Genomic DNA, 22474 nt, shown 5'->3' with positions numbered 1-22474 from the left:
CGGGGAAACCAGCAGCCGCCGCCTCGAACGCCGAGGCGATCTCGAGCAGCCGCCGGTCCTGGCCGTGCGGGGCGACCATCTGGACGCCGACGGGGAGGCCATCGGGGGTCCGGCCGGCGGGGAGGGAGATGGCGGGACAGCCGGTGACGGTGATGAGGTACGCCGAACGCATCCAGTCCAGGTAGGTCTCCATCGGTCGGCCGTCGATCTCCGTGGGGTACTCCTTATCGGCCGGGAACGGCGGCACCTGTGAGGTCGGGAGCAGCAGCAGGTCGTACTCCTCGAAGAACCGGCGCATCGTGTCGCCGAGCGCGGTCCGCTGCTGGTAGGCGCGCGCCACGTCGGCGCCGGTGAGCCGCTCTCCGGCCCGGATGTTGTCGGCGAGCGACGACTTGAAGCTGTCGGGGTGCCGGCGCAGCAGCTCGCCGTACGTCGCCTGGAAGTGCCACGCTCGCAGAGTGCGGAACGTGTCGTCGGCGTCGTGCAGGTCGGGATGGGCGTCGAAGACGGCTGCGCCGTGGTGCACCATCAGCCGGCCGGCGGTCTCGAGCACGGCCGCGACCTGCGGGTCGACGGTCAGGGCGCCGCCGAGGTCGACGGTGTAGCCCACCCGTAGCCCGGCCAGCGTGCCGGCGAGCGGCGCCGCGAACACCGCCCCCGGCTCGCCCAGCGCGAGCGGCACGCGCGGGTCCGGGCCGGCGATCACCGAGAGCAGGAGGGCGACGTCACCAACGGTGCGAGCCATCGGCCCGCTGACCGACGTGGTCTCCCACTGGTTCGCGGCCGGCCAGGTCGGCACCCGTCCGAGCGAGGGCCGCAGGCCGACGACGCCGCAGAAGGACGCCGGGTTGCGCAGGCTACCGCCCATGTCGCTGCCGTCGGCGAGCGGGACCATCCCCGCCGCGAGGGCGCACGCCGCGCCGCCGCTGGAGCCGCCGGCCGAGCGGCTCGCGTCGACCGGGTTCAGCGTCGTGCCGAAGACCCGGTTGAAGGTGTGAGAGCCGGCTGCGAACTCAGGCACGTTCGTCCTTCCGACCAGCACCGCGCCCGCGTGGCGGATCCGCTCGACGACCAGGTCGTCGGTGTCGGGCACGTGCTCTGCGAAGAGCGGCGAGCCGTACGTCGTGCGCCACCCGGCCACCGCGTGGGTGTCCTTGACGGCGAACGGCAGACCGTGCAGCGGTCCGGTCCTACCACGCCGGGCGAGGTGCTCGTCAGCGGCCGCGGCGCCGGCACGCGCCCGCTCCTCGTCGAGCGACACGATGGCGTTCAGCTCGCCGTTGCGCTCGGCGATCCGGGCCAGGTGGAGCTCGAGCAGCTCGCGGGCGGAGATCTCACGCCGTCGTACGGCCTCGGCCTGGGCGCGGGCGGTGGACTCGACCGTGATGCCGGCTCCGTTCACCGGCGGCGGCCGATCAGCACGCCGAACGCCACCAGGGCGGCGCCGACCGCGACACCGGTGAGGAAGTCGCGCTGCGACGACAGTCCGGCAGGTCTGGCGGGTGCGGTGAACACGCCGGGTTGGGTCGCGGCACCCGACTCGGCGGCGACGGCCGGCGCGGGGGCGGTGCCGGTGAGGACGGCATCGACGTTGCCGAAGAACTCCCCCGCCATCCGGCGCGAGACGCTGGTGAGCATCCGCTGACCGACCCCACCGACCATGCCGCCGACGATCGCGTCGGCGTCGTAGGTGATGGTGGTGGCTCCGTCTCCGGACGACGCGAACCGGACGTCGACGGTCGCCCCGATCGTGCCCGGTGCGCCGGCGCCCTCGAGCTTCATCACCAGCGACTCGTGCGGCTTCAGGTCGCTCAGTGCGCACGACCCGCTGTACGTGCCCTTGATGGCGGCGACCCCGGCGGTGACGGTCATGGCGTAGGCGTTCTCCCCGGTCGCCTCGAGCCGCTCGCAGCCCGGGATGGTGCGCACCAGCACCGCCGGGTCGAGCAGCGCGTCCCACGCCTTCTCGACCGGGGCGTGCAGGGTGTTCTCGCCGGTGAACTTCATGCGCTCTCCTCTGGGCCGGACGACTCGTGCTGCCGTCGGAGGTCGTAGAGCTCCGAGGGCGAGATCGGCATGGCGGTGACAGGGATGCCCTCAGCATCCTCGATGGCGGCCGCGAACACGGCGGCGGACGGGATGACGCCGGCTTCGCCGGCCCCCTTGATGCCGAGCGGGTTGAGCGGCGAGGGTGTCTCGAGGTGGTCGATGTCGATCGACGTCGGCACCTCGGTGACGTAGGGCATCAGGAAGTCCATGAAGGACGCGTTGAGCAGCTGACCCGCGTCGTCGTAGACCATCCGCTCGTAGAGGGCGCCACCCACGCCCTGCGCGACACCACCGTGGATCTGGCCCTCGACGATCATCGGGTTGATCAGGTGCCCGCAGTCGTGGACGACGGCGTACTTGAGGATCGAGATCTCCGCGGTCTCCGGGTCGGTCTCCACGATCACGGCGTGCATGCCGGAGGCGAACGTCGAGCGCTCGGGCGAGTAGAAGTCCCTGCCCTCCAGCCCGGGCTCGTCGTCCTCGGCCACCGGGGGCTTGCCCGGGTCGCCCACCGAGAACTGGGTCGCGGCCTTGGAAGCCTCGTCGAACGCGTACCGCAACGGGTTGGAGAGCACCGCGACGGTGCCGAGGTCGATCTGTGACTCCGTGCCCTTGACCCGCACCACGCCATCGACGATCTCGAGGTCGGCCTCGTCGGCCTCCAGCGCCTCCGCCGCGATCCGCAGCGCCTTCTCGCGTGCTCGCAGCGCCGCGAGGTGGATCGCCGAGCCGCTCATGACGGCCGCGCGCGAGGCGAACGTGCCGACGGCGTACGGCATCCGACGGGTGTCGCCGGTGACGACCTCGACCTTCTCGAAGGGGACGCCGAGGGTGTCGGCCACGATCTGCGCGAACGCCGTCTGGTGGCCCTGCCCCTGAGTGGTGAGCCCGGTAGCGACCTTGACCTTGCCGGAGGTCTCGACGTGCACGTGAGCGCCTTCGTACGGGCCTACGCCGGTCCCCTCGACGTAGCAGGCGAGCCCGATCCCGACCCGGCGTCCCTGGGCCGCCATCTCGGCCCGGAACGCGGGGAACTCGTCCCATCCGACGAGCTGCTTGAGCTTCTCCAGCGACGCCGGGTAGTCGCCCGAGTCGTACTCGAGCTCGCGGCCGTCCTGGAAGATCAGCCCCTGGTCGTAGGGGAACTCGTCGGGCTGGATGAAGTTGACCGACCGCACCTCGGTGCGGTCCTTGCCCAGCGCGGCGGCGATCGCGTCCATGGTGCGCTCCATGACGAAGCAGCCCTGCGGGCGACCGGCGCCGCGGTACGGCGTGACCATCACGGTGTTGGTGTAGATGCTCTCGAAGACGACCCGGTAGTTCGCCGGCTTGTACGGGCCGAGCAGCTGGGTCGAGGTGATGATCGGGACGATCAGCCCGTACGGCGTGTACGCCCCGTGGTCGTGCCAGAACTCCACGTTCAGCCCGAGCACCCTGCCCTTGTCGTCGAACCCGACCTCGACGTGGTGCTCCTGGCCGCGCTCGTGCGCGGAGGAGATGAAGTGCTCGCGGCGGTCCTCGGTGAACTTCACGGGGACGCCGAGGGTGCGGGCCGCCAGCGGCACCAGCAGCTCCTCGGGCCAGGGGTGGTTGATCTTCACGCCGAAGCCGCCGCCGACGTCGGGTGTAACCACGTCGACCTGGCCGAGGTCGAGCTCCAGCTTGGCCGCGACGCAGCCACGGACCCCGGTCGAGGTCTGGGTGGAGGTCCACACCGTCAGCCGGCTGGTGTCGGGATCCCACCGCGCGACCGTGCCTCGACCCTCCATCGGCTGGCAGGCGGAGCGCTCGACGGTCAGGTCGAGGGTGAGGGTGTGGGGAGCCGCCGCGATGGCGGCCCGGGCGTCGCCGTTCTCCTGCTCGAGCCGCGCCCCGACGTTGTCGGCCAGGTCGTCGTGGACGCGCGACTGCGCGGCGCGGGCGGCCGGGATGCCGACGACCGGTTCCAGGAACTCGTAGGAGACCTTGATCCGCCCGACGGCGTCCTCGGCGACGTAGCGGTCCTCGGCGACCACGAACGCGATCGCCTCGCCGACGTAGTTGACCTCCTCGGGAGCCAGCGCGTACTGCGTGCGGCCGTGCACCAGCGCGGGGTGCGGGATCAGCAGCGGCAGCGGCTCGGCCATCGGGCCGGTCAGGTCGTCGTGGGTCCACACCAGGTGGACCCCCTCGACGTCCAGCACGTCCGACACGTCGATGTCGGTGATGCGCGCGTGCGCGTGGGGCGAGCGGAGGACGGCGGCGTGGAGCACCCGCTGGCCGACCAGCACGTCGTCGACATACCGGCCCTGGCCGCGCAGGAACCGCTGGTCCTCGACCCGCGGGACCTTGCTGCCGAACAGCTTCGTCGTCATGCGCTGTCCCCGGTGGTTGAGGTGCGAGCGGAGCGAGCCTCGAGGCTCTCGCGCTCGATCTCCGCCCCCCGCAGCACGGCCTTCACGATGTTCTGGTACCCGGTGCACCGGCACAGGTTTCCGGCGATCATGTCGCGTGCCTCGTCCTCGGTGGGATCGGGCGTCTCGCGCAGGCCCGCGGCGATGGTGGTGAGGAAGCCCGGAGTGCAGAAGCCGCACTGCAGCCCGTGGCAGTCGGCGAAGGCCTGCTGCACCGGCGACAGCGAGCCGTCGGCCTCGGTCAGCCCCTCGACGGTCGTGATGTCGACATCGACCGCCGAGACCGCGAGCATCAGGCAGGAGCGCACCGGGCGGCCGTCGACCAGCACGGTGCAGGCGCCGCAGACGCCGTGCTCGCAACCGACGTGGGTGCCGGTCAGCCCGCAGTCGTGGCGCAGCGCGTCGGACAGCAGCCGCCGGGCCGGCACCCGGACCACGTGGGTCGCGCCGTTCACCCGCAGCTGTACGTCGTGCAGCTCGTCGGAGGTCGGATCGGTCACGCCTTCGTCACCCCTGAGCGGTCGAGGGCGTCGCGGGTCGCGGCCCGCAGCACCCGGCGGGTGAGCACACGGGCCAGGTGGGCGCGGTACGCCGCGGTGGCATGGATGTCGTCGGCGGGCTCGAGCTGCTCGAGCGCGCGTTCGACGGCCTCGTCGTCGCTCGAGCCGGACACGTCGACCACCGTAGGGACGTCGTTCACGGAGAGGTAGCCCAACCTTGCCCCAACCCTCCGGTCTCCCTCGACGCGGACGATGGCGGCGACCCCGACGAGGGCGTAGTCACCGTGCCGCCGGGCGATCTCGGCGAATCCGACTCCCTCCCCCGCTGCGAGCGCGGGGAAGAACGCCTCGGTGGCGATCTCGTCCGCGGCCAGCGTCGACTCCAGCGGGCCGGCGAACAGCTCGTCGGCCGGGATGGTGCGCTCGCCCCGCACCGACGCGACGGTGACCGACCCGCCGAGCACGGCGAGCACCACCGGCATCTCGGCGGCCGCGTCGGCGTGCACGATCGAGCCGACCGTCGTACCGCGGTTGCGGATCGTCGCGTGAGCGACGTGGGCGAGCGCCATCGCCAGCAGCGGCTGACTGGCACGCGCCGCCTCGTCGGCGAGCACGTCGGCGTGCCTGGCGAGCGCGCCGACCCGGACCCCGTCCTCGGTGACCGTGACGTGGTCCAGGTCGGGCAGCCCGTTGATGTCGACGAGCATCGCCGGAGATGCCAGCCGCATCGAGAGCAGCGGCACCAGGCTCTGCCCGCCGGCCAGCACCTTGGCTCCCGATGCGCCGGCCAGAGAGTCGAGCGCTTGGTCGAGGGTCTCTGGCCGGCGATAGGCGAACGGGGCTGGCTTCATCGGGTGTCGGGATTCCCCTTCGAGGCGATGTCGTCGACGCCCTCGTCGTAGTCGGGGTGGCTCAGGTGGCGGGTCACCGTACCGGTGCCGTCACCCGCGCGGCCCTTGACCAGGTGGAAGTAGACGATGACCATGATCGTGCCCAGCGCGATCCCGCCGAGCTCGAAGTCGTCGCCGAAGGTCAACGTCACGCCGCCGATACCGGCGATCAGGCCGCCGGCGAGGCCGACCATGTTGATCGGGTTGCCGAAGTCGACGTGGTTCTCGACCCAGATCTTGGCGCCGACCAGGCCGATCATGCCGTACAGCACCACAGTGATGCCGCCGAGGACGCCACCGGGGGTCGCGTTCACGATCGCGCCGAACTTCGGGCACAGACCGAGCAGGATCGCGACCACGGCCGCCACGTAGTAAGCGGCGGTCGAGTAGACCCGGGTGGCTCCCATGACGCCGATGTTCTCGGCGTACGTCGTGGTCGGGGACCCGCCGAAGGAGGATGCCAGCGCGGTCGCGAGGCCGTCGGCGCCGATCGCGCGCCCCATGTAGGGGTCGAGGTCCTCGCCGGTCATCTCGGCGACCGCCTTCACGTGACCGGTGTTCTCGGCGACCAGCGCGATCACGCCGGGCAGCACCAGCAGGATCGCGGTCAGCGAGAACGACGGCCCGTGGACGACGTCGATGCCGTCGGCCAGCTGGCCGCTCGGCAGTCCGATCCAGGACGCGTCGCCGATGCTGTCCCAGGCCCAGAGCCGGTCGTGCTCGAAGGGCTGGGCGACGCCGTTCTCGTCGAGGTTCTGGCCGGGCAAGGCCGTGTTGATCATGCCGAAGATCGCGTCGAAGACCCACGACAGCAGGTAGCCGAAGATCAGCGCGAGGAACACCGCGATCCGGGACCAGAAGCCGGGAAGCAGCACCGCAGCGCAGACCATGAACGTCGCGGTCAGCAGCGCGACCCACTGGTCCTGCGGCCAGTAGATCCCGGCGACCACGGGCGCGAGGTTGAAGCCGATCAGCATGACGACGGCACCGGTCACGGCCGGCGGGAGGAGCCGGTGGATGAGTCGGGAGCCACCGAAGTGGACGATCACTCCGATCGCCGCGAGGACCAGGCCGCCGACCAGGATCGCGCCGGTGACGTACGACGAGTCGTTGCCCTCGTCGAGTGCGCGGATCGCCGCGACGCTGGCGACGAAGGAGGCGCTCGTGCCGAGGTAGCTCGGCACCTTGTTCGACACGATCAGCAGGAAGAGGATCGTGCAGAGGCCGGAGAACATGATGGCGAGGTTGGGGTCGAGCCCCATCACGATCGGGAAGACGAACGTCGCCCCGAACATGGCGACGACGTGCTGGGCGCCGAGGCCCACGGTCTTGCCCCAGGCAAGCCGTTGATGAGGCGCGACGGCCTCTCCGGGTGCGGGATCGACAACGTCCCACTTGAACATCGACATAGACCCTCCTGGCGGCTCGTGTGACCCCGAGGCTCCACAACGTAGTGGCCTCCATCACACACCCTGAACGGCGACAAATGCCGAAGGAACGCCGATCTGGCTGGCACAGGTTGTCGCGCGCCGCTCCTGTCGAGTCGTGCCCCATTCCGGTCGAGTCGTGCCCTACGCGCGTCGAGTCGGTGGGCCTCGCCGGGATCGTCCGCAAGTTCTTCTCAACTCGCGCTCAAGCACGGTCACGGATCGTGGGGCGCGCTGAATCCACACACGTCCCACGAGGAGATCGACCATGAACAAGACACGCATTGCCTCAGCAGCTGTCGCGGCCGCAGCCGCCGTCTCGCTCAGCGCGGCTGCCGCCCAGGCCAGCACCGTGGAGCGGTTCGACCGGAGCGCCTTCGACTCCGCCCCTGTCGTCACCGCCTCCGGCTACGCGATGTCCGCGCCGACCAGGGGTGAGCTCGGCGGCCACCTCGAGCTGTCGGTGCGGGCCGCCGACGGCTCGGTCCCGGCGGCCGGGGCGTGCGAGAACGCTCGGGTCCGCGCCGTCCTCACCGTGTCGCCGGGCGAGGCGTTCACAATCACGACTCGGGGTGAGCTCTGCGGCCACCCCGTGGACGGTTCGCCGACGCTGAACGCGGCGTTCCGCAACCGACACGTGACCTACTCCGGAACGGCGCACCGGCGGGTCAAGGTCCTCCGCGAGGGACTGATCGCGTTCAACCACAGCTTCCTGGGGGCTCAGGGCTCCGTCGGGATGTCGGTCCGCTGGTGAGTGTGGGGGCGGGCTCCGGCCCGCCCTCACCCACTGATCTCGAGGACCCGGAGCGCTACGGCGACGTCGAGCCGCACGTGGGGGTCGGACGACAGTGGGCCGAGCAGCCGCTCGAGCTTCCCGACCCGGTACCGCATCGTGTTGTAGTGGAAGAACTGCAGCCGTGCGGCCTCGGCCACGTTGAAGTTCGTGTCGAGCAGCACCTGCAGGGTCTCGCGCAGGTCGGCGGCCTCGGGCGTGCGCTCCGCGAGCGGACCGAGCACGTCGTGGGCGAACGCGCGCAGCTCGGCCTGGTCGGGCACGAGCGCGATCAGCCGGTGCAGACCCAGCTGGTCGAAGTACGTCGTGGCGCCGGGACCGCTCACGAGCCGACCCACCTCGACCGCCCGGCGCGCCTGGCTGTAGCAGTCCGGCAGGTCGTCCAGCGCCGATGCCGGCCGGCTCACACCCACGGAGAACGACCGCCGGCCACCGCCCTTGTCACCCGCGACCGAGGCGACCGACCGTTCCACGGCATCGGCGCCGGGACGGCCGGCGTCGGTGTCCTTCACCGGGAGCACCGGAAGCACCGCCACCACCTCGGAGGAGAAGTCCACGCACGGGATGCCGGGATCCACCGCCTGGGTGACCTGTCGCCACGCGGCCGAGAACCGCTCCTGGAAGCGACGGCGGTCGTGGCTCGACGGCGGCGGGGTCGCCGGTTCGACCGGGTCGAGCTGCGCGACCACGACCACACCGGGCCGTTCGAGCGACCAGCCGAAGGACGCGACGTGCTCCTCGACGTACGCCGTGTCGCGTGCTCGGCGCGCGAAGAGCTCGCGCAGGAAGTCGCCCTGGTACTTGTTCTCGACGGCGGTGATCGACTCCTCGCGCGTGATCAGCAGCGCTGCCACGGTCGCGCCACGCTCCAGCGCGTGGACGTCGTCCTCGGCGATCCGCCCCTCACGCCGGACGGAGACCAGCCGCGCCAGATCCGTGCCACCCGCGGCCACCCGCAGCGCGCGCACCTCCCCCTGGCCGACGGGTGAGCCGTCCGGGGCGATCCGCTCGACCCGCACCCGCCCCGTCGGGTCGACGAGGTCGTAGTCCGCGAGCACCGCGCGGTCGGCGTCGTCGAGGTGGGCGGCTCGCTCCCGGCCGTCGGTCGAGGTGACGAGCACGCCGCAGCCGAGCACCCGGCCGACCTCCTCGGCGATCCGGGCGAGGTCTCCCCCCTCCAGCACGATATGCGTCAGCGCGGTGTGCAGCGCGTCGACGCGGGCCAGCGCCGCTGCGGCGTCGCGAGCGGTGCCGGTCCTCCGTGATGCGCTCACCAGTTATCACCATGTGCCCCGGATCGGGGCCCGCCTTGGCAGAACCTCACATCGCGCACCGTACCCACGGCTACTAGCGTCGGGAAGCATGATCCCCGTCGCAGCGCCCCGCCGGGTGCGGGAACGGCTGCACGCGGTCCCGGACGGACCGGTCCCGATCCTGCATCGCAGCCCTCAGGCGATCTACGTCGACGTCGGGGGCTGGTGCGTCGGAGTGCTCGCCCCGAGGGCGGCCCAGGTTCCCTGCGGCCTGCGCGCCACCGGCGTGGCGGACCTCGACGATGTGGTGTCGGGCGATCCTGCGGCGTACGTTTCTTGTGGGACCCTTCACGTCGGCAGCTGCGCGCTGCCGGTCGGCCGGATCGTGGAGACGTACGTACCCCGCGTCCGGCGCGAAGTGGTCCTGAAGAAGGCGACCCCGGTCACCGTTCAGGCCACCCCCCCGGCCACGGTGGCCGGGTTCGCTGCCTCGCACCTCGCGGACCGGCGGATCGACGCCGCGACCGCCGACGACCTGCTCGGTCGTGGCGAGGGGCTGACGCCGCTCGGCGACGACGTGCTGGCCGGCTGGCTCGCACTCCACCGCGCAGCCGGGGTCCCGACCCCGGACGTCGAGGAGGTGGTCCGCGGCGCCACCGAGCGAACGACCCTGCTGTCGGCGACCCTGCTCGACTGCGCCCAGCACGGTGAGGTGCTGCCCGAGTACGCCGCCTGGCTGCGCGCGCTGGGCACCGACGAGGAGCCCGCGCGGGTGCGCGCCCTGCACGCCGTCGGCGCCACCTCCGGCGCCGGGCTCCACCTGGGCGCCACCGTCGCCCTCGACTCCCTGCGGGAGGCCGCATGAGCACCGACCACGTGACCATCCGCACGGGCGCGTACGCCGACTCGGTGGCGCTGCTCCAGGTCAGCCGCGACGTGCAGCGCGTGCCCGGCGTGGCCACCGCCCAGGTCGCGATGGCGACCCCGCTCAACGTCGAGGTGCTCACGGGCCTCGGGTTCGCGGTTCCGCCGGGTACGACCCCGAACGACCTGGTCGTCGCGATCCGGCTCGAGGACGGCGGCGACCTCGACCAGGCGATCGCCGCCGTCGACGTCGGGCTCACACCCACGCGGTCCGCCGGCGCGGCGCGCGAGGCCGAGCCTCGTCGTACGACCGGCTCGGCACTCGCGGACAGCCCCGGGCTGGTGCTGGTTTCGGTACCAGGGGCGAGCGCGTTCGTCGAGGCGATGGACGCGCTCGACGCCGGCTGCGACGTCATGGTCTTCAGCGACAACGTGCCGGTCGCGCAGGAGGTGTCGCTCAAGCGCACCGCCGCCGAGCGCGGCCTGCTGGTCATGGGGCCCGACTGCGGGACCGCAGTGGTCGGCGGGGTCGGCCTCGGCTTCGCGAACGCGACCGTGCCCGGGCCCGTGGGCATCGTCGCCGCGTCCGGAACCGGCTGCCAGCAGGTGCTAGCACTGCTCGACCACGCCGGCGTGGGCGTCACCTCCGCCCTCGGCGTTGGCGGACGCGACCTGTCCGCCGATGTGGGCGGCACCTCGACGATCGAGGCTCTGCGGCGCCTCGACGCCGACGACACCGTCGAGCTCGTGCTGGTCGTCTCCAAGCCGCCGGCCCCGGAGGTGGCGGCCCGGATCGAGGAGTTCGCCGCCACGCTGGCGACCCCCGTCGAGCTCGCCCTGCTCGGACCTGGCCAGCCCGACCTGACGGAAGCCGTCGAACGGATACTCGCCGGCCTCGACGTCCAGGTCCCCGACTGGCCGGTCGTCGGCCATGCCGAACCGGGTGGCGGCGGACCGGTCCGCGGCCTCTTCGTCGGCGGCACCACCTGCCAGGAGGCGCAGCTCGTGGTGGAGAGCCTCGATCCGCGCGACCACACGTTCGTCGACTTCGGTGACGACGCCTACACCCAAGGACGGGCCCACCCGATGATCGATCCGACCCTCCGGCTCGAGGAGGTACGACGGGCCGCCTCCGACCCCGGCACCGGTGCCCTGCTCCTCGACGTCGTGCTCGGTCATGGCGCCGAGCCCGACCCGGCCGCGCTGCTCGCCCCGGCGATCACCGACGCCGCCGTACCGGTCGTGGTCACCGTCGTCGGCACACGGCTCGACCCCCAGGACCGTGACCGGCAGGTGCGCGTGCTCGCCGAGGCCGGCGCCGAGGTCCACCTCTCCAACGCCGCGGCGGCGCGTCGAGCGGTCGAGCTGGCGAGGGGCACCCGATGAGGGCCCCTGACCGCGTCGTCGCCGTCGGCGCCGATCTGCTCGCCGAGGCGGTCGCCGGCCAGGCGGTCGAGGTCGAGCGGGTCGACTGGCGCCCCCCGATGGCCGCGACCGAGGCCGACCTGGCGACCGTGGCTGCCGACCCGCGCCGGCACGACGCGAACCGGCAGGCGGTCGAGGCGATGCTCGCCGTCACCGCCCACCTGGTCGATGTCGCTCCCGCGTCGGAGCTGCTGGGGCTCGAGCGCGGTCAGTTCCTGCACGCCGGTCCGCCCATCGGGTGGGACCGGGCCCCCGGTCCGCTGCGTGGTGCGTTGATGGGCGGCGCTGCGCTCGAAGGGCTCGTCGACGACCCCGAGGACGCGGTCCGGCTGTTCGAGTCCGGTGACGGCGTGAGTCTCGAGCCGTGCCACCACCGCGGAGCGGTCGGGCCGATGGCCGGGGTCGTGACGCCGTCGATGTGGATGTTCGTGCTGGAGGACCTCGCGAGCGGCCGTCGTACCTATTGCTCCCTCAACGAGGGGCTCGGCAAGGTGCTCCGGTACGGCGCCTACGGACCCGAGGTGCTCGAGCGGCTGCGCTGGATGGGCGACGTGCTCGGGCCGCTGCTGCAGACGGCCGTGCGCGCGGTGCGGGACGACACCGGGCCGGTGGACGTCACCGGCATCCTCACCCAGATGCTCCAGATGGGCGACGAGGCCCACAACCGCAACCGGGCCGGCACCCTGATGCTGCTGCGCGACCTGGCCCCCGCCCTGGTGTCCCACGGCGACCGGTCCCAGGCCGCCGAGGCGCTCCGTTTCATCGGCGGCAACGACCACTTCTTCCTCAACCTCGCGATGCCGGCGTGCAAGCTCGCCCTCGACGCAGGTCGCGACATCCCGGGGTCGACGATGGTCGTGGCCATGGCACGCAACGGCACCGACTTCGGCATCCAGGTCTCGGGCACCGGTGACGAGTGGTTCACAGGCCCGGCACAGCTCGCCGACGGACTCTTCCTCGGCGACTTCGGGCCGGACGACGCGAACCCCGACATCGGGGACTCGGCGATCACCGAGACCGCGGGCATCGGCGGTTTCGCCATGGCGACCGCGCCGGCGATCGTCCGGTTCGTTGGCGGCACCGTGCCCGACGCACTGGCCACCACCCGCCGGATGGGCGAGATCACGCTCGCGGCCAACCCGCGCTGGTCGGTGCCGGTCCTCGACTTCACCGGCGTCCCGACCGGCATCGACGTGACCCGCGTCTGCCGGACCGGCATCCTGCCCCAGATCAACACCGGCATGGCCGGCAAGCAGGCCGGCGTCGGGCAGGTCGGAGCCGGCCTGGTCACCCCGCCCGCCGAGATCTTCCCGAAGGCGCTGGCAAGACTGGCCGCCCTAGCCCGTTGATTCGTGCCTCAATTGGGGCCCGAATCAACGGCGGAGGGTGGGGCGGAAGAAGGCCGCCCGGAGGTCCACGTTGCCGGAGGGGCGGAGCGGGGTGGCCTCCTCGAGGTAGGCCTGCCGCGCCTCCCCCTGATGGCTCGGCGGCAGCGAGCCGTCGGACCGGACGACGCGCCACCACGGGACCGGGCCGCCATGGGCGGCCATCACCGAGCCCACCTGACGCGGTCCACCGCCACCGAGCACGGCGCCGACGACCTCGGCGATGGCGCCGTACGTCGAGACCCGGCCACGCGGGATCTGCTCGACGCACTGCAGCACCAGCTCGGCGTACTCCTCGGGGTCGATCCGGCTCACCCGGCCGAACCTATCCGGCCGCGGCGGGTCAGAGCAGCGGCGAGAACGGCCGGCGGCCAGGGACCAGGCGAAGCCCCCGGATCCCGGAGTGCTGCCGGGCGAACGCCAGCTCGCGCCTCAGGTTGCCGAGGCCGTTCGATCCGGCCAGCGGCGCCAGCGCCACGGTCGACAGGGTGCCGACCGCGCGGCCGGACGCGTCGAGGAAGCCGCTGCCCGAGTCGCCCGGGATGCCGGGCGTCACTGTGTAGACGTCCGTCCCCCAGCCGCCGTACGTCGCACCGAGCGACAGTCCGGACTTGGGGGACAGCAGCGTGGTGGGTCGCAGGCTGGACTGCCCCCAGGAGTACACCTGCGAGGTCGAGGGTGCGCCGGCCGCGAGGCCGGTCGGGCCACCCCAGAACGGGACGGTCGGGTTGACGCGACGACGGTCGCGCGCGTCGACGCGCACCAGCGCGAAGTCGTTGGCCGCGCAGGCGTTCGCGGCCCTGGTGCCGATCGAGCGCATCGCGCGCCACGAGCTGTACACCAGCCTCCCGTGACCGAGCGTCGTGCCTCTCGTGACCGCGGTGGCTCCGCTGGCGAACCGCACGCGAGTGCCGAGCTTCAGCGACCGCGACCGACAGCCGTCGGTCTCGGTGGCACCGCCGAGGCCGGCACAGTGCGCGGCGTACCCGACGTACCTGCGGCCCCGCCGGTCGGCGAAGACGAAGTTGCCGGTGCATTGAGCGCCCGACGTGAACATCTGGACGCCCGGCCCGATCGCCGAACCGGGAGCCGGCGTCGCGCCCGTCGCCGGAGCGGTGGTCGCAACCAGCGCCAACCCTGCGAGGAGACCGACGAGACCGGGGCCCGCGCTTCTGGTTCGCATGCCGGAGGTCGGCGCCGGATCAGAGGATCGGCGAGAAGGGCTCGGTGCCGGGAACCAGCTGCAGGCCGGCGATCCCGCCGTGCTGCTGCGCGTAGCCGAGCTCGCTGTGGAGGTCGCCCACCCCGTTGGAACCGACCAGCGGCGCAAGTGCCAGCGTCGACAGCGTGCCCAGTGCGTTGCCCTCGGCGTCCAGGAAGGCAGAACCGGAGTCACCGGGAACGCCGGGGGTCACCGTGTAGACAGGGTGCGACCACCCCTCGCCCTCGACGCCGAGGCTGATGCCGGTCTTCGGCGACAGCTGCTCGATCCCGCCGCGGAGGCTGGAGTTGCCGAAGGAGTAGACGCGGTCACCGGTTGCGCTGCCAGCGGTGCTCACAGCCACCGGACCGCCCCAGAACGGGATGCTCGGGTTGACCTTGGACACGTCGTCCGCGTCGACCTTCACCAACGCGAGGTCGTTGTACGCGCAGGTGTTCTCGTCGGACTCGCCCTGCTGCTGCATGGTCAGCCACGAGCTGTAGGCCAGCGTGCCCTCGCCCACCGCGGTGCCCTCGGTGACCAGCGAGCCACCGCGGGTGAACGTCACCCGGGTTCCCAGCGGGAGCGAGGCCGCGTCGCAGCCGTTGGTGTCGGTGGCCTCGCCCGTGCCGGCGCAGTGCGCGGCGTACCCGACGTAGGTGTTGCCTGCCCCGTCACTGAAGACGAAGTTCGCCGTGCACTGAGCGCCGGCTGTGTACATCTGGACGCCCGGCGTGATCTCGGCGGTGTCGGCCGGCGCCCAGGTGGGCACGTCGGCTGCGGTGGCGGGCGCCGTGAGGCTCAGGGCGGCGACGGCGCCGAGGCCGGCGACTGCGGAGACGGTGCCGGCGATCCGGTGGCTGACGGGGGCGAGACGCATGGGTCCTCCTGGTCGTGCCACCGGGTCGCGGCGGCATCGGTCATGTCAGGAGGACCAACGGCCCGCGTCGCACCGGGTTACGCGTTCCCGGTTCGACGCTCCGTCCCGAGGGACGGCACGAGGCTCAGTACGCCGGCTGCGACGGATCGATCTGGTTGACCCAGGCGGACACGCCGCCACCGACGTGCACCGCGTCGGAGTACCCGGCGCCCTTGAGCACCGCGAGCGCCTCGGCGGAGCGGACGCCGGTCTTGCAGTAGAGGACGACCGGCTTGTCCTGCGGGAGCTGCTCGAAGGCGTGACCGTTGAGGATCTCGCCCTTGGGGATCAGCACCGAGTCCGGGATCTTGTTGATCTCGTACTCGTTCGGCTCCCGCACGTCGACCAAGGTGAAGTCCCGGGTGCCGTCCGCGCGCTCCTTGAGCATCTGCTCGAGGTCGGTCACCGAGATCGTGGCGCCCGCGGCCGCGTCGGCGGCCGCGTCGGACACGGCACCGCAGAAGGTGTCGTAGTCGATCAGGTCGGTGACGGTGGGGTTCTCACCGCACAGCGCGCAGTTGGGGTCCTTGCGGACCTTCAGCTTGCGGTACTCCATCTCGAGCGCGTCGTAGATCATCAGCGAGCCCGCGATCGGGTCCCCGATGCCGGTGATCAGCTTGATCGCCTCAGTGCCCTGGATCGCACCGATGCTCGCGCACAGGACGCCGAGCACGCCGCCCTCGGCGCAGCTCGGCACCATGCCCGGCGGCGGCGGCTCGGGGTACAGGCACCGGTAGCACGGCAGGTCGTCACCGAGCATCGGCGCGAACACCGACGCCTGGCCGTCGAACCGGTAGATCGAGCCCCAGACGTACGGGATGCCCAGGAAGTACGCCGCGTCGTTGACCATGTAGCGCGTCGCGAAGTTGTCGGTGCCGTCGATGATCAGGTCGTAGCCGGCGAACACCTGCTTGACGTTGTCGTTGTCGAGCCGTTCGTTGTGGAGCACCACCTCGACGTACGGGTTGACGCCGGTGATGGAGTCACGCGCCGACTCCGCCTTCGGGCGCCCGATGTCGGACTGGCTGTGGATGACCTGCCGCTGCAGGTTCGACTCGTCGACCTCGTCGAACTCCGCAATCCCGATCGTGCCGACGCCGGCCGCCGCGAGGTAGAGCAGCGCCGGGCTGCCCAGCCCGCCGGCTCCGATCACGAGGACCTTGGCGTTCTTGAGCCGCTTCTGCCCTGCCATCCCCACGTCGGGGATGATCAGGTGGCGGCTGTAGCGGCGTACCTCGTCGAGGGTGAGCTCGGCTGCGGGCTCCACGAGGGGGGCGAAGGACACGGCAACTCCTTGGACGGGCCTTGCTGGACGTTGTCGGGGGGTCTGGCCCGACACCGGGACAACGGTTTCCGGTGCGGGGTTCTTCCCTGCTTGGTTCCATGGTGCCCGACCACCCCAGCCGACCACGCCACGCCCGACATCCGGACGTGGTCCACGCCGGTTGCCGCCAGCCGGCGGGATAGGCTCGGCGAGCCCGGTCCGCGGGCCGGTGCAGTGCCTGCGAAGCAGTGAGGAGAACCCCGTGTCCCCAAGCGGAGACACCCCGGTGGGAACGACCCCCCGGGGCTCGCGGCTGCCGCGCAAGGAGCGTCGCGCGCAGCTGCTCGACTCTGCGCTCGAGGTGTTCGTGGCGCAGGGCTACCACGCAGCGGCGATGGACGACATCGCCGAGCGCGCCGGTGTCTCCAAGCCCGTGCTCTACCAGCACTTCCCCGGCAAGCTGGAGCTCTACCTCGCGCTGCTGGACTCCTCGTGCGACGCGATCATCGACAACTGCCGCAAGGCGCTGAACTCCACCCAGGACAACAAGCAGCGGGTGGCCGCGGCGATGGAGGCGTTCTACGAGTACATCGCCGCCCACGACGGAGCCTTCCGCCTCGTCTTCGAGTCCGACCTGACCAACGAGCCCGCGGTCCGGGCGGCGGTCGACCGCGTCACGGCGGAGTGCGCGGCGATGATCGCCGACGTGATCCACGACGACACGGGGCTGCCCGGCGAGGCGTCGCGACTGCTGGCGGTGTCCCTGGTGGGAATGGCCCAGGTCAGCGCACGGTTCTGGCTGACGGACACGGCCGGGATCAGCCAGCCGGAGGCAGTCGCCCTCGTGTCGGGCCTCGCCTGGCGAGGTATCCGCGGGTACCCGCTGACCGACGAGCACTGACCCACCATTCACCACCCCGAATCACGTGGGTCGAAGACCCACCCCGACGTTGAGGAGTTCCCGATGGAGATCAAGATCGGTGTGCAGCAGGCAACCCGCGAGCTGACCCTGGAGAGCGGCGACACCGCCGAGGCGGTCGAGAAGCTCGTGAACGAGGCGCTGTCCGGGGGTCAGGTGCTCGTCCTCACCGACATCAAGGGCCGTCGGGTGCTCGTCCCGTCCGACCGGCTGGCGTACGTCGAGATCGGCGGAGGGGTCAGCGGGCAGGTCGGCTTCCGCTCCTGACGCCAGGACGGGCCCGGTCCGGCCGGGCTATCCTCGACACATGTCGGGGGGCAGAGGGGGGATCGGCGCGCTACGGGCTGTCGTCGGTGGCGTAGTGCTGGTGGCAGCCGGGTGCCAGCTCGTGGGAACCGACGGGAGCGCCCGTCCGCGGCCGGCGGCGGCAGCCGGTGCGGCTGACCACGTCCTCGCGATCTCGGTCGACGGCCTCAACCCCGATGCTCTCACCCAGCTCGGCCACGACGAGCTGCCCAACCTCTGGCGGCTCCTCGACGAGGGGAAGAGCACCCTCAACGCCCGTACGTCGCTCGAGAAGACCGTGACGCTGCCCAACCACACCGGCATGGTGACCGGCCGTCGGGTCGCGGCCGACCGGGGCGGCCATGGCGTCGCGATCAACGATCCCACCACTGCCACGGTTCACGAGCTGGCGGGCCATCACGTGGCCTCGATCTTCGAGGTCGCCCACGAGGCGGGTCTCGACACCGCGGTCTACGCCGGCAAGGACAAGTTCGCCCTCTTCGAGAGCTCCTGGCCGAGCGAGATCGAGACCTTCCTGGTGGAGCCCGACGTCGCCGGCTTGGTCGCGGCCGCCCGTGCCGACCTCGTCGCCGACCAGACCGAGCTGATCTTCCTGCACCTGCGGTCGCCTGACTCCGCCGGCCACGACCACGGCTTCATGGGCTCCGAGTACCTCGACGCGGTGCGCAGCGTCGACGCGGAGATCGGCCGCCTCCTGGACGCCGTGGACGCCCATCCGGAGGTCGCCGACAGCCTCGCGATCGTCCTCACCGCTGACCACGGCGGTCTCGGGGGGAACCACAGCAACCCCACGAGGCTCGAGAACTTCCGGATCCCGTTCGCGGCGTGGGGTGCCGGTACGTCGCCCGGGGACCTGTACGAGCGCAACTCCGACTTCCTCGACCCCGGGACGACTCAGCCGACGTACGGGCCGACGCGCCAGCCTGTCCGCAACGCGAACCTCGCCAACCTGAGCCTCGACCTGCTGGGCCTCGGGCCGGTCCCGGACAGCGGGATCGACCCCGATCAGACCCTCGACGTCGACTGACGACCCGCCGACGGGCCTCGTTGCGCATGGCGCGTCGTCGCGCCATGCTCGAATGACGGGGGTCGAGGAATCTCGACCCCTCTGCGCTGCGGCGCAGTCGAGAAAGGCGGAACCGTGGTCGGAACCATCATCGTCACCCTCATCGGCGGAACGATCATCGGACTGCTGGGCAAGTTCGTCGCGCCTGGCGATCGTGACAACATCCCGCTCTGGCTCACCATCCTCTGCGGCATCGGCGGCATGCTGATCGGCAGCTACCTGTACGCCGCGCTGTTCGACTGCGACGACATGACCAACTGCACCAACGGCGTCGACTGGTGGCGCCACCTGTGGCAGGTCGTCGTGGCCGCGATCCTGGTCGTCGTGGCGGCCGCCGTCACCGGCCGAGCCAAGAAGGCCTGACCCGCACCGAGCTCGGTCGTCGACGCCCGGCCCACGATCCCGTGAGGTCAGGCGTCGAGGCCGAGCTTCGTCATCCGCTCGGCGTGCAGCTCGGTGATCCGGGCGAACATCCGTCCGATCGCCGCCAGGTCCAGCGCAGGCCGGTCCACGCCGCCGGCCAGCAGCGCCGAGAGCGCGTCGCGCTCCCCCGCCACCCGTTGCGCCTGGGTCAGCGCCTCGCCCATCAGCCGGCGACCCCAGAGCGCCAGCCGTCCCGACAGCCGGGGGTTCTCGGCGATCGCCGCCTGCACCCGGTCGATCACGAACGCCGAGTGGCCGGAGTCGGCCAGCGATGCGATCACGACGTCGCGGGTGCGCGGGTCGAGGTACGCCGCGATCTCCCGGTAGAAGTCGGCGGCGAGCCCGTCGCCGACATAGGCCTTGACGAGGCCCTCGTACCAGTCCGAGGGCGCGGTGTGCTCGTGGAACTGGTCGAGCGCGGTCTGGAACGGCGCCATCGCGGCGTAGGGGTCGGCGCCGAGCTCCTCGATCCGCGACTGCAGCAGCTCCACGTGCGCGAACTCGTGGCACGCCATCCTCGCCACCGCCAGCTTGTCGGACAGCGTCGGCGCGAGCTTGGCGTCCTCCGCGAGCCGCTCGAACGCGGAGATCTCGCCGTAGGCGATCGCCGCGAGCAGGTCCACGACCGCCTCGCGGTAGGCGGCGTCCTCGAGGACTCCAACATCCGACGATTCAGGCATGCATGCAGCGTACCGATAGCATGTGTGGCAGGAACGACACCTGCACTCCGCATCGGAGTCGTTCGTCGCCGACCGAAACGGCGACCCGGATGTGCGCGGCTGAGCGTGTGAATCAGCCGCAGGCTGACTGATGCTGACCATGCTCACCGAAAGCGAACAGAACACTGACTACCTTCCGTGAACTCGGGGTGCTCCCCGAGATTTGTGACTCCCTCGAGCGCGCCGGCATCACCACGCCGTTCGCGATCCAGGAGATGACCCTCTCCGTCGCCCTCCTGGGCACCGACCTGATCGGACAGGCCCGGACCGGCACCGGCAAGACGCTGGCGTTCGGCATCCCGGTCCTCCAGCGGTCCGTGGCCCCCAAGGACCCCGACTACAGCGAGCTGCCCCAGGGCAAGCCGCAGGCACTGATCGTCGCGCCGACCCGCGAGCTCGCGCTCCAGGTCTCCGGCGACCTCGCGCTCGCCGGCGCTGATCGTGGCATGCGGGTCCTCACCGTGTACGGCGGCGTCGGCTACGACACCCAGCTCGACGCGCTCAAGGAGGGCGTCGACATCGTCGTCGGCACCCCGGGTCGGCTGATCGACCTCGCTGACCGTCGCGCCCTCGACCTGTCTCACGTGCACGCTCTGGTGCTCGACGAGGCCGACGAGATGCTCGACCTCGGCTTCCTTCCCGACGTCGTCAAGCTGATCTCGAAGACGCCGGAGACCCGCCAGACCATGCTCTTCTCCGCCACCATGCCGGCGGCGATCGTCGCGCTGGCGCGCACCCACATGCGGCACCCCATGAACATCCGCGCGGAGTCGTCGTACGAGAACGCGACGGTCCCGGCCACGGCCCAGTTCATCTACCAGGTCCACGACCTCGACAAGCCCGAGATCATCGGCAAGGTGCTGCAGGCCGAGGCGGCCGGCAAGATGATCGTCTTCACCCGCACCAAACGCCAGGCGCAGCGGGTCGCGGAGGATCTGCAGGAGCGGGGCTTCAAGGCCTCGCCGCTGCATGGCGACATGGCGCAGATCGCACGCGAGAAGGCGCTGACCCGGTTCCGCGAGGACAAGATCCAGGCGCTGGTGTGCACCGACGTCGCCGCTCGTGGGATCGACGTCGCCGGCGTCTCGCACGTGATCAACTACTCCTGCCCCGAGGACGACAAGGCGTACGTGCACCGGATCGGCCGCACCGGGCGCGCCGGCGCGACGGGCACTGCGATCACGTTCGTGGACTGGGCGGACGTGCATCGCTGGAAGATGATCAACAAGACCCTCGACCTGCCGTTCGACGAACCGGTCGAGACCTATTCGACGTCCGAGCACCTCCTGCACGACCAGGGCATCGCACCGGAGACCAAGTCCCGGCTCGTCGCCCCGCCGCCGCCGGAGAAGAAGGAGCGGTCCGACCGCGGTGAGCGTGCCGCCGACCGGCCGGCCCGCAATCGGAACCGGAACCGCAACCGCACGCGGGGCGGCCAGCCCGTGACCGGCGACGGCGAGACCGCCGGCCCCGGGGAGCAGCCTGCCCCGAACGGCGAGCGCTCGCCGGGCGGCGCTACTCCCTCAACGGGCTCCGGGCAGCGCCGCAACCGCCGGCGTCGGCGTACCCGCTCCTCGGGGGCGGCACCCGCCGCCGACTGACTGCGTCGAGGAGGTCGTTGATGGCGCGGACCTGCTTCGTCCACATCGGTGCCAGCAAGACCGGAACGTCGGCGCTCCAGCGGGGGCTGTTCGACTCCGTCGAGCAGCTGGCCGAGCAGAGCGTGGGCGTCCCCTTCGTGGGACGCCGACCGCACGTCGACCGGCTGCTGCGGCCGCTGGGCTGGCGCACGGCCAGGGGCTTCGCCGCGGACCCGAACCCGGCCCGGCTGCGGCCGGCGGGCACCGCACTGAAGCGTACGGCGGGCGAGCGGCTCCTGGTCACCTGCGAGGACATGTGCGAGGCCGACACCCACCGGATCGAGCTGTGGGCTGAGCTGTTCGACGCCCAGGGTCTGCAGCCACGGGTGGTGCTCTCGGTCCGCAACCTGGCGTCGGTGATCCCCTCCGAGTGGCAGCAGTTCCTGAAGCACCGGCTGCCGCTCGCGTACCCCGACTTCCTCGAGCGGGTGCGCGAGCACGACGGGCGATGGGCCGATCACTTCTGGCAGCGCCAGGACGCGATCGCGATCTGTCGCCGCTGGGGCGACGTGATCGGGCTCGACAACATCGACGTCGTCGTCACTCCGCCGCGCTCCCGCGACCCGCACGCGCTCTACGGGCTGTTCGGGCAGGTCATCGGATTCGATCCCGACCGACTGGCGTGGCCCGAGCGCGACGTCAACGCCTCGTGGGGGTACGTCGAGGCCGAGGTGTACCGCCGCGTCAACCTGACCCTGGGCGACCGACTCCCCCACTACGAGAAGGCCTACCAGCCGACGGTGCGCTGGCCCTTCGTGAAGGGCGTGCTGCCACGCCGCGCGAGCGCCCGGATCCCGCTGCCGCCCGAGCACCTGTCGTGGGTCGTCGAGGTGGCCGAGCAGCAGGTTGAGTGGCTCAGCACCCACGTCCGGGTGCACGGCGAGGTGGCGGACCTGGTCCCTGGGGCCGACGCCGCGGCGCCGCTGCCGGAGCTGTCGGAGGCCGACGTGGCCGACGCGGCGGTCGAGACGCTGGCGAACTTCGCGGTGCAGACCTACCGCGAGCTGCGTCGACCGCGGGCCCGATGACTGACGGCGG

At 71.5% G+C, this 22474-nt stretch carries 22 protein-coding genes; 10 read left to right on the top strand and 12 right to left on the bottom strand.

Annotation, left to right across the window (positions count from 1 at the left end; genetic code table 11):
• From VFZ39_RS02630 to VFZ39_RS02605, 6 genes are all read right to left on the bottom strand, one after another.
• On the bottom strand, positions 1-1402 hold a 1402-nt coding region (locus VFZ39_RS02630; protein WP_330864172.1), incomplete at its 3' end, for an amidase.
• Complete coding sequence (locus tag VFZ39_RS02625; protein WP_330864171.1) at positions 1399-2007, bottom strand: SRPBCC family protein; 609 nt, start codon at positions 2005-2007, stop codon at positions 1399-1401. The genes VFZ39_RS02625 and VFZ39_RS02630, both read right to left, overlap by 4 nt.
• The gene (gene cutA / locus VFZ39_RS02620; protein WP_330864170.1) at positions 2004-4403 is read right to left on the bottom strand and encodes an aerobic carbon-monoxide dehydrogenase large subunit; all 2400 of its coding nucleotides are present in this window, start codon (positions 4401-4403) and stop codon (positions 2004-2006) included. The genes VFZ39_RS02625 and cutA overlap by 4 nt, the downstream gene beginning before the upstream one ends.
• A complete protein-coding gene (locus VFZ39_RS02615; RefSeq protein ID WP_330864169.1) occupies positions 4400-4942 on the bottom strand; it encodes a (2Fe-2S)-binding protein in 543 nt (180 codons plus the stop codon). The genes cutA and VFZ39_RS02615 overlap by 4 nt, the downstream gene beginning before the upstream one ends.
• Positions 4939-5793 (bottom strand): FAD binding domain-containing protein, encoded by an 855-nt coding sequence (locus tag VFZ39_RS02610; RefSeq protein ID WP_330864168.1) that lies wholly within the window; start codon positions 5791-5793, stop codon positions 4939-4941. Before VFZ39_RS02610 ends, VFZ39_RS02615 begins: the two co-directional genes overlap by 4 nt.
• Positions 5790-7241, bottom strand: coding sequence for a uracil-xanthine permease family protein (locus tag VFZ39_RS02605; RefSeq protein ID WP_330864167.1), 1452 nt, complete (start codon positions 7239-7241; stop codon positions 5790-5792). Before VFZ39_RS02605 ends, VFZ39_RS02610 begins: the two co-directional genes overlap by 4 nt.
• Before the next feature lie 286 nt (positions 7242-7527).
• Here VFZ39_RS02605 and VFZ39_RS02600 point away from each other — a divergent pair, with 286 nt between their 5' ends.
• A complete protein-coding gene (locus VFZ39_RS02600) occupies positions 7528-8013 on the top strand; it encodes a hypothetical protein (RefSeq protein ID WP_330864166.1) in 486 nt (161 codons plus the stop codon).
• A gap of 26 nt (positions 8014-8039) precedes the next feature.
• On the opposite strand, the gene VFZ39_RS02595 is transcribed toward VFZ39_RS02600, so the two are convergent.
• On the bottom strand, positions 8040-9326 hold the full coding sequence (locus tag VFZ39_RS02595) for a PucR family transcriptional regulator (RefSeq protein WP_330864165.1): 1287 nt from the start codon (positions 9324-9326) through the stop codon (positions 8040-8042).
• Positions 9327-9414: 88 nt separating this feature from the next.
• Here VFZ39_RS02595 and VFZ39_RS02590 point away from each other — a divergent pair, with 88 nt between their 5' ends.
• Genes VFZ39_RS02590 through VFZ39_RS02580 form a run of 3 tightly spaced genes read left to right on the top strand, consistent with a single transcriptional unit; the run spans position 9415 to position 12943 of the window.
• Positions 9415-10170 (top strand): DUF2877 domain-containing protein, encoded by a 756-nt coding sequence (locus VFZ39_RS02590; RefSeq protein ID WP_330864164.1) that lies wholly within the window; start codon positions 9415-9417, stop codon positions 10168-10170.
• The gene (locus VFZ39_RS02585) at positions 10167-11555 is read left to right on the top strand and encodes an FdrA family protein (RefSeq protein ID WP_330864163.1); all 1389 of its coding nucleotides are present in this window, start codon (positions 10167-10169) and stop codon (positions 11553-11555) included. The genes VFZ39_RS02590 and VFZ39_RS02585 overlap by 4 nt, the downstream gene beginning before the upstream one ends.
• Positions 11552-12943 (top strand): DUF1116 domain-containing protein, encoded by a 1392-nt coding sequence (locus tag VFZ39_RS02580; protein WP_330864162.1) that lies wholly within the window; start codon positions 11552-11554, stop codon positions 12941-12943. Before VFZ39_RS02585 ends, VFZ39_RS02580 begins: the two co-directional genes overlap by 4 nt.
• Before the next feature lie 24 nt (positions 12944-12967).
• Here the strand turns inward: VFZ39_RS02580 and VFZ39_RS02575 are convergent, their stop codons facing one another.
• The 4 genes from VFZ39_RS02575 to moeZ all read right to left on the bottom strand — a co-directional run bounded on the left by VFZ39_RS02575 (position 12968) and on the right by moeZ (position 16384).
• Positions 12968-13294: an MGMT family protein gene (locus VFZ39_RS02575; protein WP_330864161.1), complete on the bottom strand. Its 327-nt coding sequence runs from the start codon at positions 13292-13294 to the stop codon at positions 12968-12970.
• 28 nt (positions 13295-13322) lie between these two features.
• The gene (locus VFZ39_RS02570) at positions 13323-14162 is read right to left on the bottom strand and encodes a hypothetical protein (protein WP_330864160.1); all 840 of its coding nucleotides are present in this window, start codon (positions 14160-14162) and stop codon (positions 13323-13325) included.
• A 19-nt stretch (positions 14163-14181) separates the two neighbouring features.
• Complete coding sequence (locus VFZ39_RS02565) at positions 14182-15060, bottom strand: hypothetical protein (RefSeq protein WP_330864159.1); 879 nt, start codon at positions 15058-15060, stop codon at positions 14182-14184.
• A gap of 124 nt (positions 15061-15184) precedes the next feature.
• A complete protein-coding gene (moeZ, locus tag VFZ39_RS02560; protein ID WP_330864158.1) occupies positions 15185-16384 on the bottom strand; it encodes an adenylyltransferase/sulfurtransferase MoeZ in 1200 nt (399 codons plus the stop codon).
• Positions 16385-16625: 241 nt separating this feature from the next.
• Between moeZ and VFZ39_RS02555 the strand changes: the two genes are divergently transcribed.
• From VFZ39_RS02555 to VFZ39_RS02540, 4 genes are all read left to right on the top strand, one after another.
• Complete coding sequence (locus VFZ39_RS02555; protein WP_330864157.1) at positions 16626-17264, top strand: TetR/AcrR family transcriptional regulator; 639 nt, start codon at positions 16626-16628, stop codon at positions 17262-17264.
• 63 nt (positions 17265-17327) lie between these two features.
• Positions 17328-17549, top strand: a complete 222-nt coding sequence (locus tag VFZ39_RS02550; RefSeq protein ID WP_330864156.1) for a DUF3107 domain-containing protein — start codon at positions 17328-17330, stop codon at positions 17547-17549.
• 40 nt (positions 17550-17589) lie between these two features.
• A complete protein-coding gene (locus VFZ39_RS02545; protein ID WP_330864155.1) occupies positions 17590-18615 on the top strand; it encodes an alkaline phosphatase family protein in 1026 nt (341 codons plus the stop codon).
• Positions 18616-18729: 114 nt separating this feature from the next.
• Positions 18730-19017: a hypothetical protein gene (locus tag VFZ39_RS02540; protein ID WP_330864154.1), complete on the top strand. Its 288-nt coding sequence runs from the start codon at positions 18730-18732 to the stop codon at positions 19015-19017.
• A 47-nt stretch (positions 19018-19064) separates the two neighbouring features.
• On the opposite strand, the gene VFZ39_RS02535 is transcribed toward VFZ39_RS02540, so the two are convergent.
• Complete coding sequence (locus VFZ39_RS02535) at positions 19065-19757, bottom strand: ferritin-like fold-containing protein (protein WP_330864153.1); 693 nt, start codon at positions 19755-19757, stop codon at positions 19065-19067.
• A 188-nt stretch (positions 19758-19945) separates the two neighbouring features.
• Here VFZ39_RS02535 and VFZ39_RS02530 point away from each other — a divergent pair, with 188 nt between their 5' ends.
• Both VFZ39_RS02530 and VFZ39_RS02525 read left to right on the top strand, forming a co-directional pair.
• Entirely contained in the window at positions 19946-21397 is a 1452-nt protein-coding gene (locus tag VFZ39_RS02530; RefSeq protein WP_330864152.1) for a DEAD/DEAH box helicase, read from the top strand.
• 20 nt (positions 21398-21417) lie between these two features.
• Positions 21418-22464 carry a hypothetical protein gene (locus VFZ39_RS02525; RefSeq protein ID WP_330864151.1) on the top strand — a complete coding sequence of 349 codons (1047 nt, stop codon included), beginning with the start codon at positions 21418-21420 and terminating at the stop codon, positions 22462-22464.
• Positions 22465-22474 lie beyond the last annotated feature (10 nt).

It is taken from the genome of Nocardioides sp. (assembly GCF_036374615.1).
In the GTDB taxonomy this organism is placed as follows: domain Bacteria; phylum Actinomycetota; class Actinomycetes; order Propionibacteriales; family Nocardioidaceae; genus Nocardioides.
Note: the sequence above shows the minus strand (reverse complement) of the source record. Positions and strands in the feature narration are given on the sequence as shown.

Bases quoted from the DNA above. Each gene is read 5' to 3' on its own strand.
- cutA (WP_330864170.1), bottom strand. From the start codon at position 4,403: ATGACGACGAAGCTGTTCGGCAGCAAGGTCCCGCGGGTCGAGGACCAG.
- VFZ39_RS02570 (WP_330864160.1), bottom strand. From the start codon at position 14,162: ATGCGAACCAGAAGCGCGGGCCCCGGTCTCGTCGGTCTCCTCGCAGGG.
- VFZ39_RS02545 (WP_330864155.1), top strand. From the start codon at position 17,590: ATGTCGGGGGGCAGAGGGGGGATCGGCGCGCTACGGGCTGTCGTCGGT.
- VFZ39_RS02625 (WP_330864171.1), bottom strand. From the start codon at position 2,007: ATGAAGTTCACCGGCGAGAACACCCTGCACGCCCCGGTCGAGAAGGCG.
- VFZ39_RS02585 (WP_330864163.1), top strand. From the start codon at position 10,167: ATGAGCACCGACCACGTGACCATCCGCACGGGCGCGTACGCCGACTCG.
- VFZ39_RS02600 (WP_330864166.1), top strand. From the start codon at position 7,528: ATGAACAAGACACGCATTGCCTCAGCAGCTGTCGCGGCCGCAGCCGCC.
- VFZ39_RS02610 (WP_330864168.1), bottom strand. From the start codon at position 5,793: ATGAAGCCAGCCCCGTTCGCCTATCGCCGGCCAGAGACCCTCGACCAA.
- VFZ39_RS02580 (WP_330864162.1), top strand. From the start codon at position 11,552: ATGAGGGCCCCTGACCGCGTCGTCGCCGTCGGCGCCGATCTGCTCGCC.
- VFZ39_RS02605 (WP_330864167.1), bottom strand. From the start codon at position 7,241: ATGTCGATGTTCAAGTGGGACGTTGTCGATCCCGCACCCGGAGAGGCC.
- VFZ39_RS02535 (WP_330864153.1), bottom strand. From the start codon at position 19,757: ATGCCTGAATCGTCGGATGTTGGAGTCCTCGAGGACGCCGCCTACCGC.
- VFZ39_RS02550 (WP_330864156.1), top strand. From the start codon at position 17,328: ATGGAGATCAAGATCGGTGTGCAGCAGGCAACCCGCGAGCTGACCCTG.
- VFZ39_RS02525 (WP_330864151.1), top strand. From the start codon at position 21,418: ATGGCGCGGACCTGCTTCGTCCACATCGGTGCCAGCAAGACCGGAACG.
- VFZ39_RS02590 (WP_330864164.1), top strand. From the start codon at position 9,415: ATGATCCCCGTCGCAGCGCCCCGCCGGGTGCGGGAACGGCTGCACGCG.
- VFZ39_RS02565 (WP_330864159.1), bottom strand. From the start codon at position 15,060: ATGCGTCTCGCCCCCGTCAGCCACCGGATCGCCGGCACCGTCTCCGCA.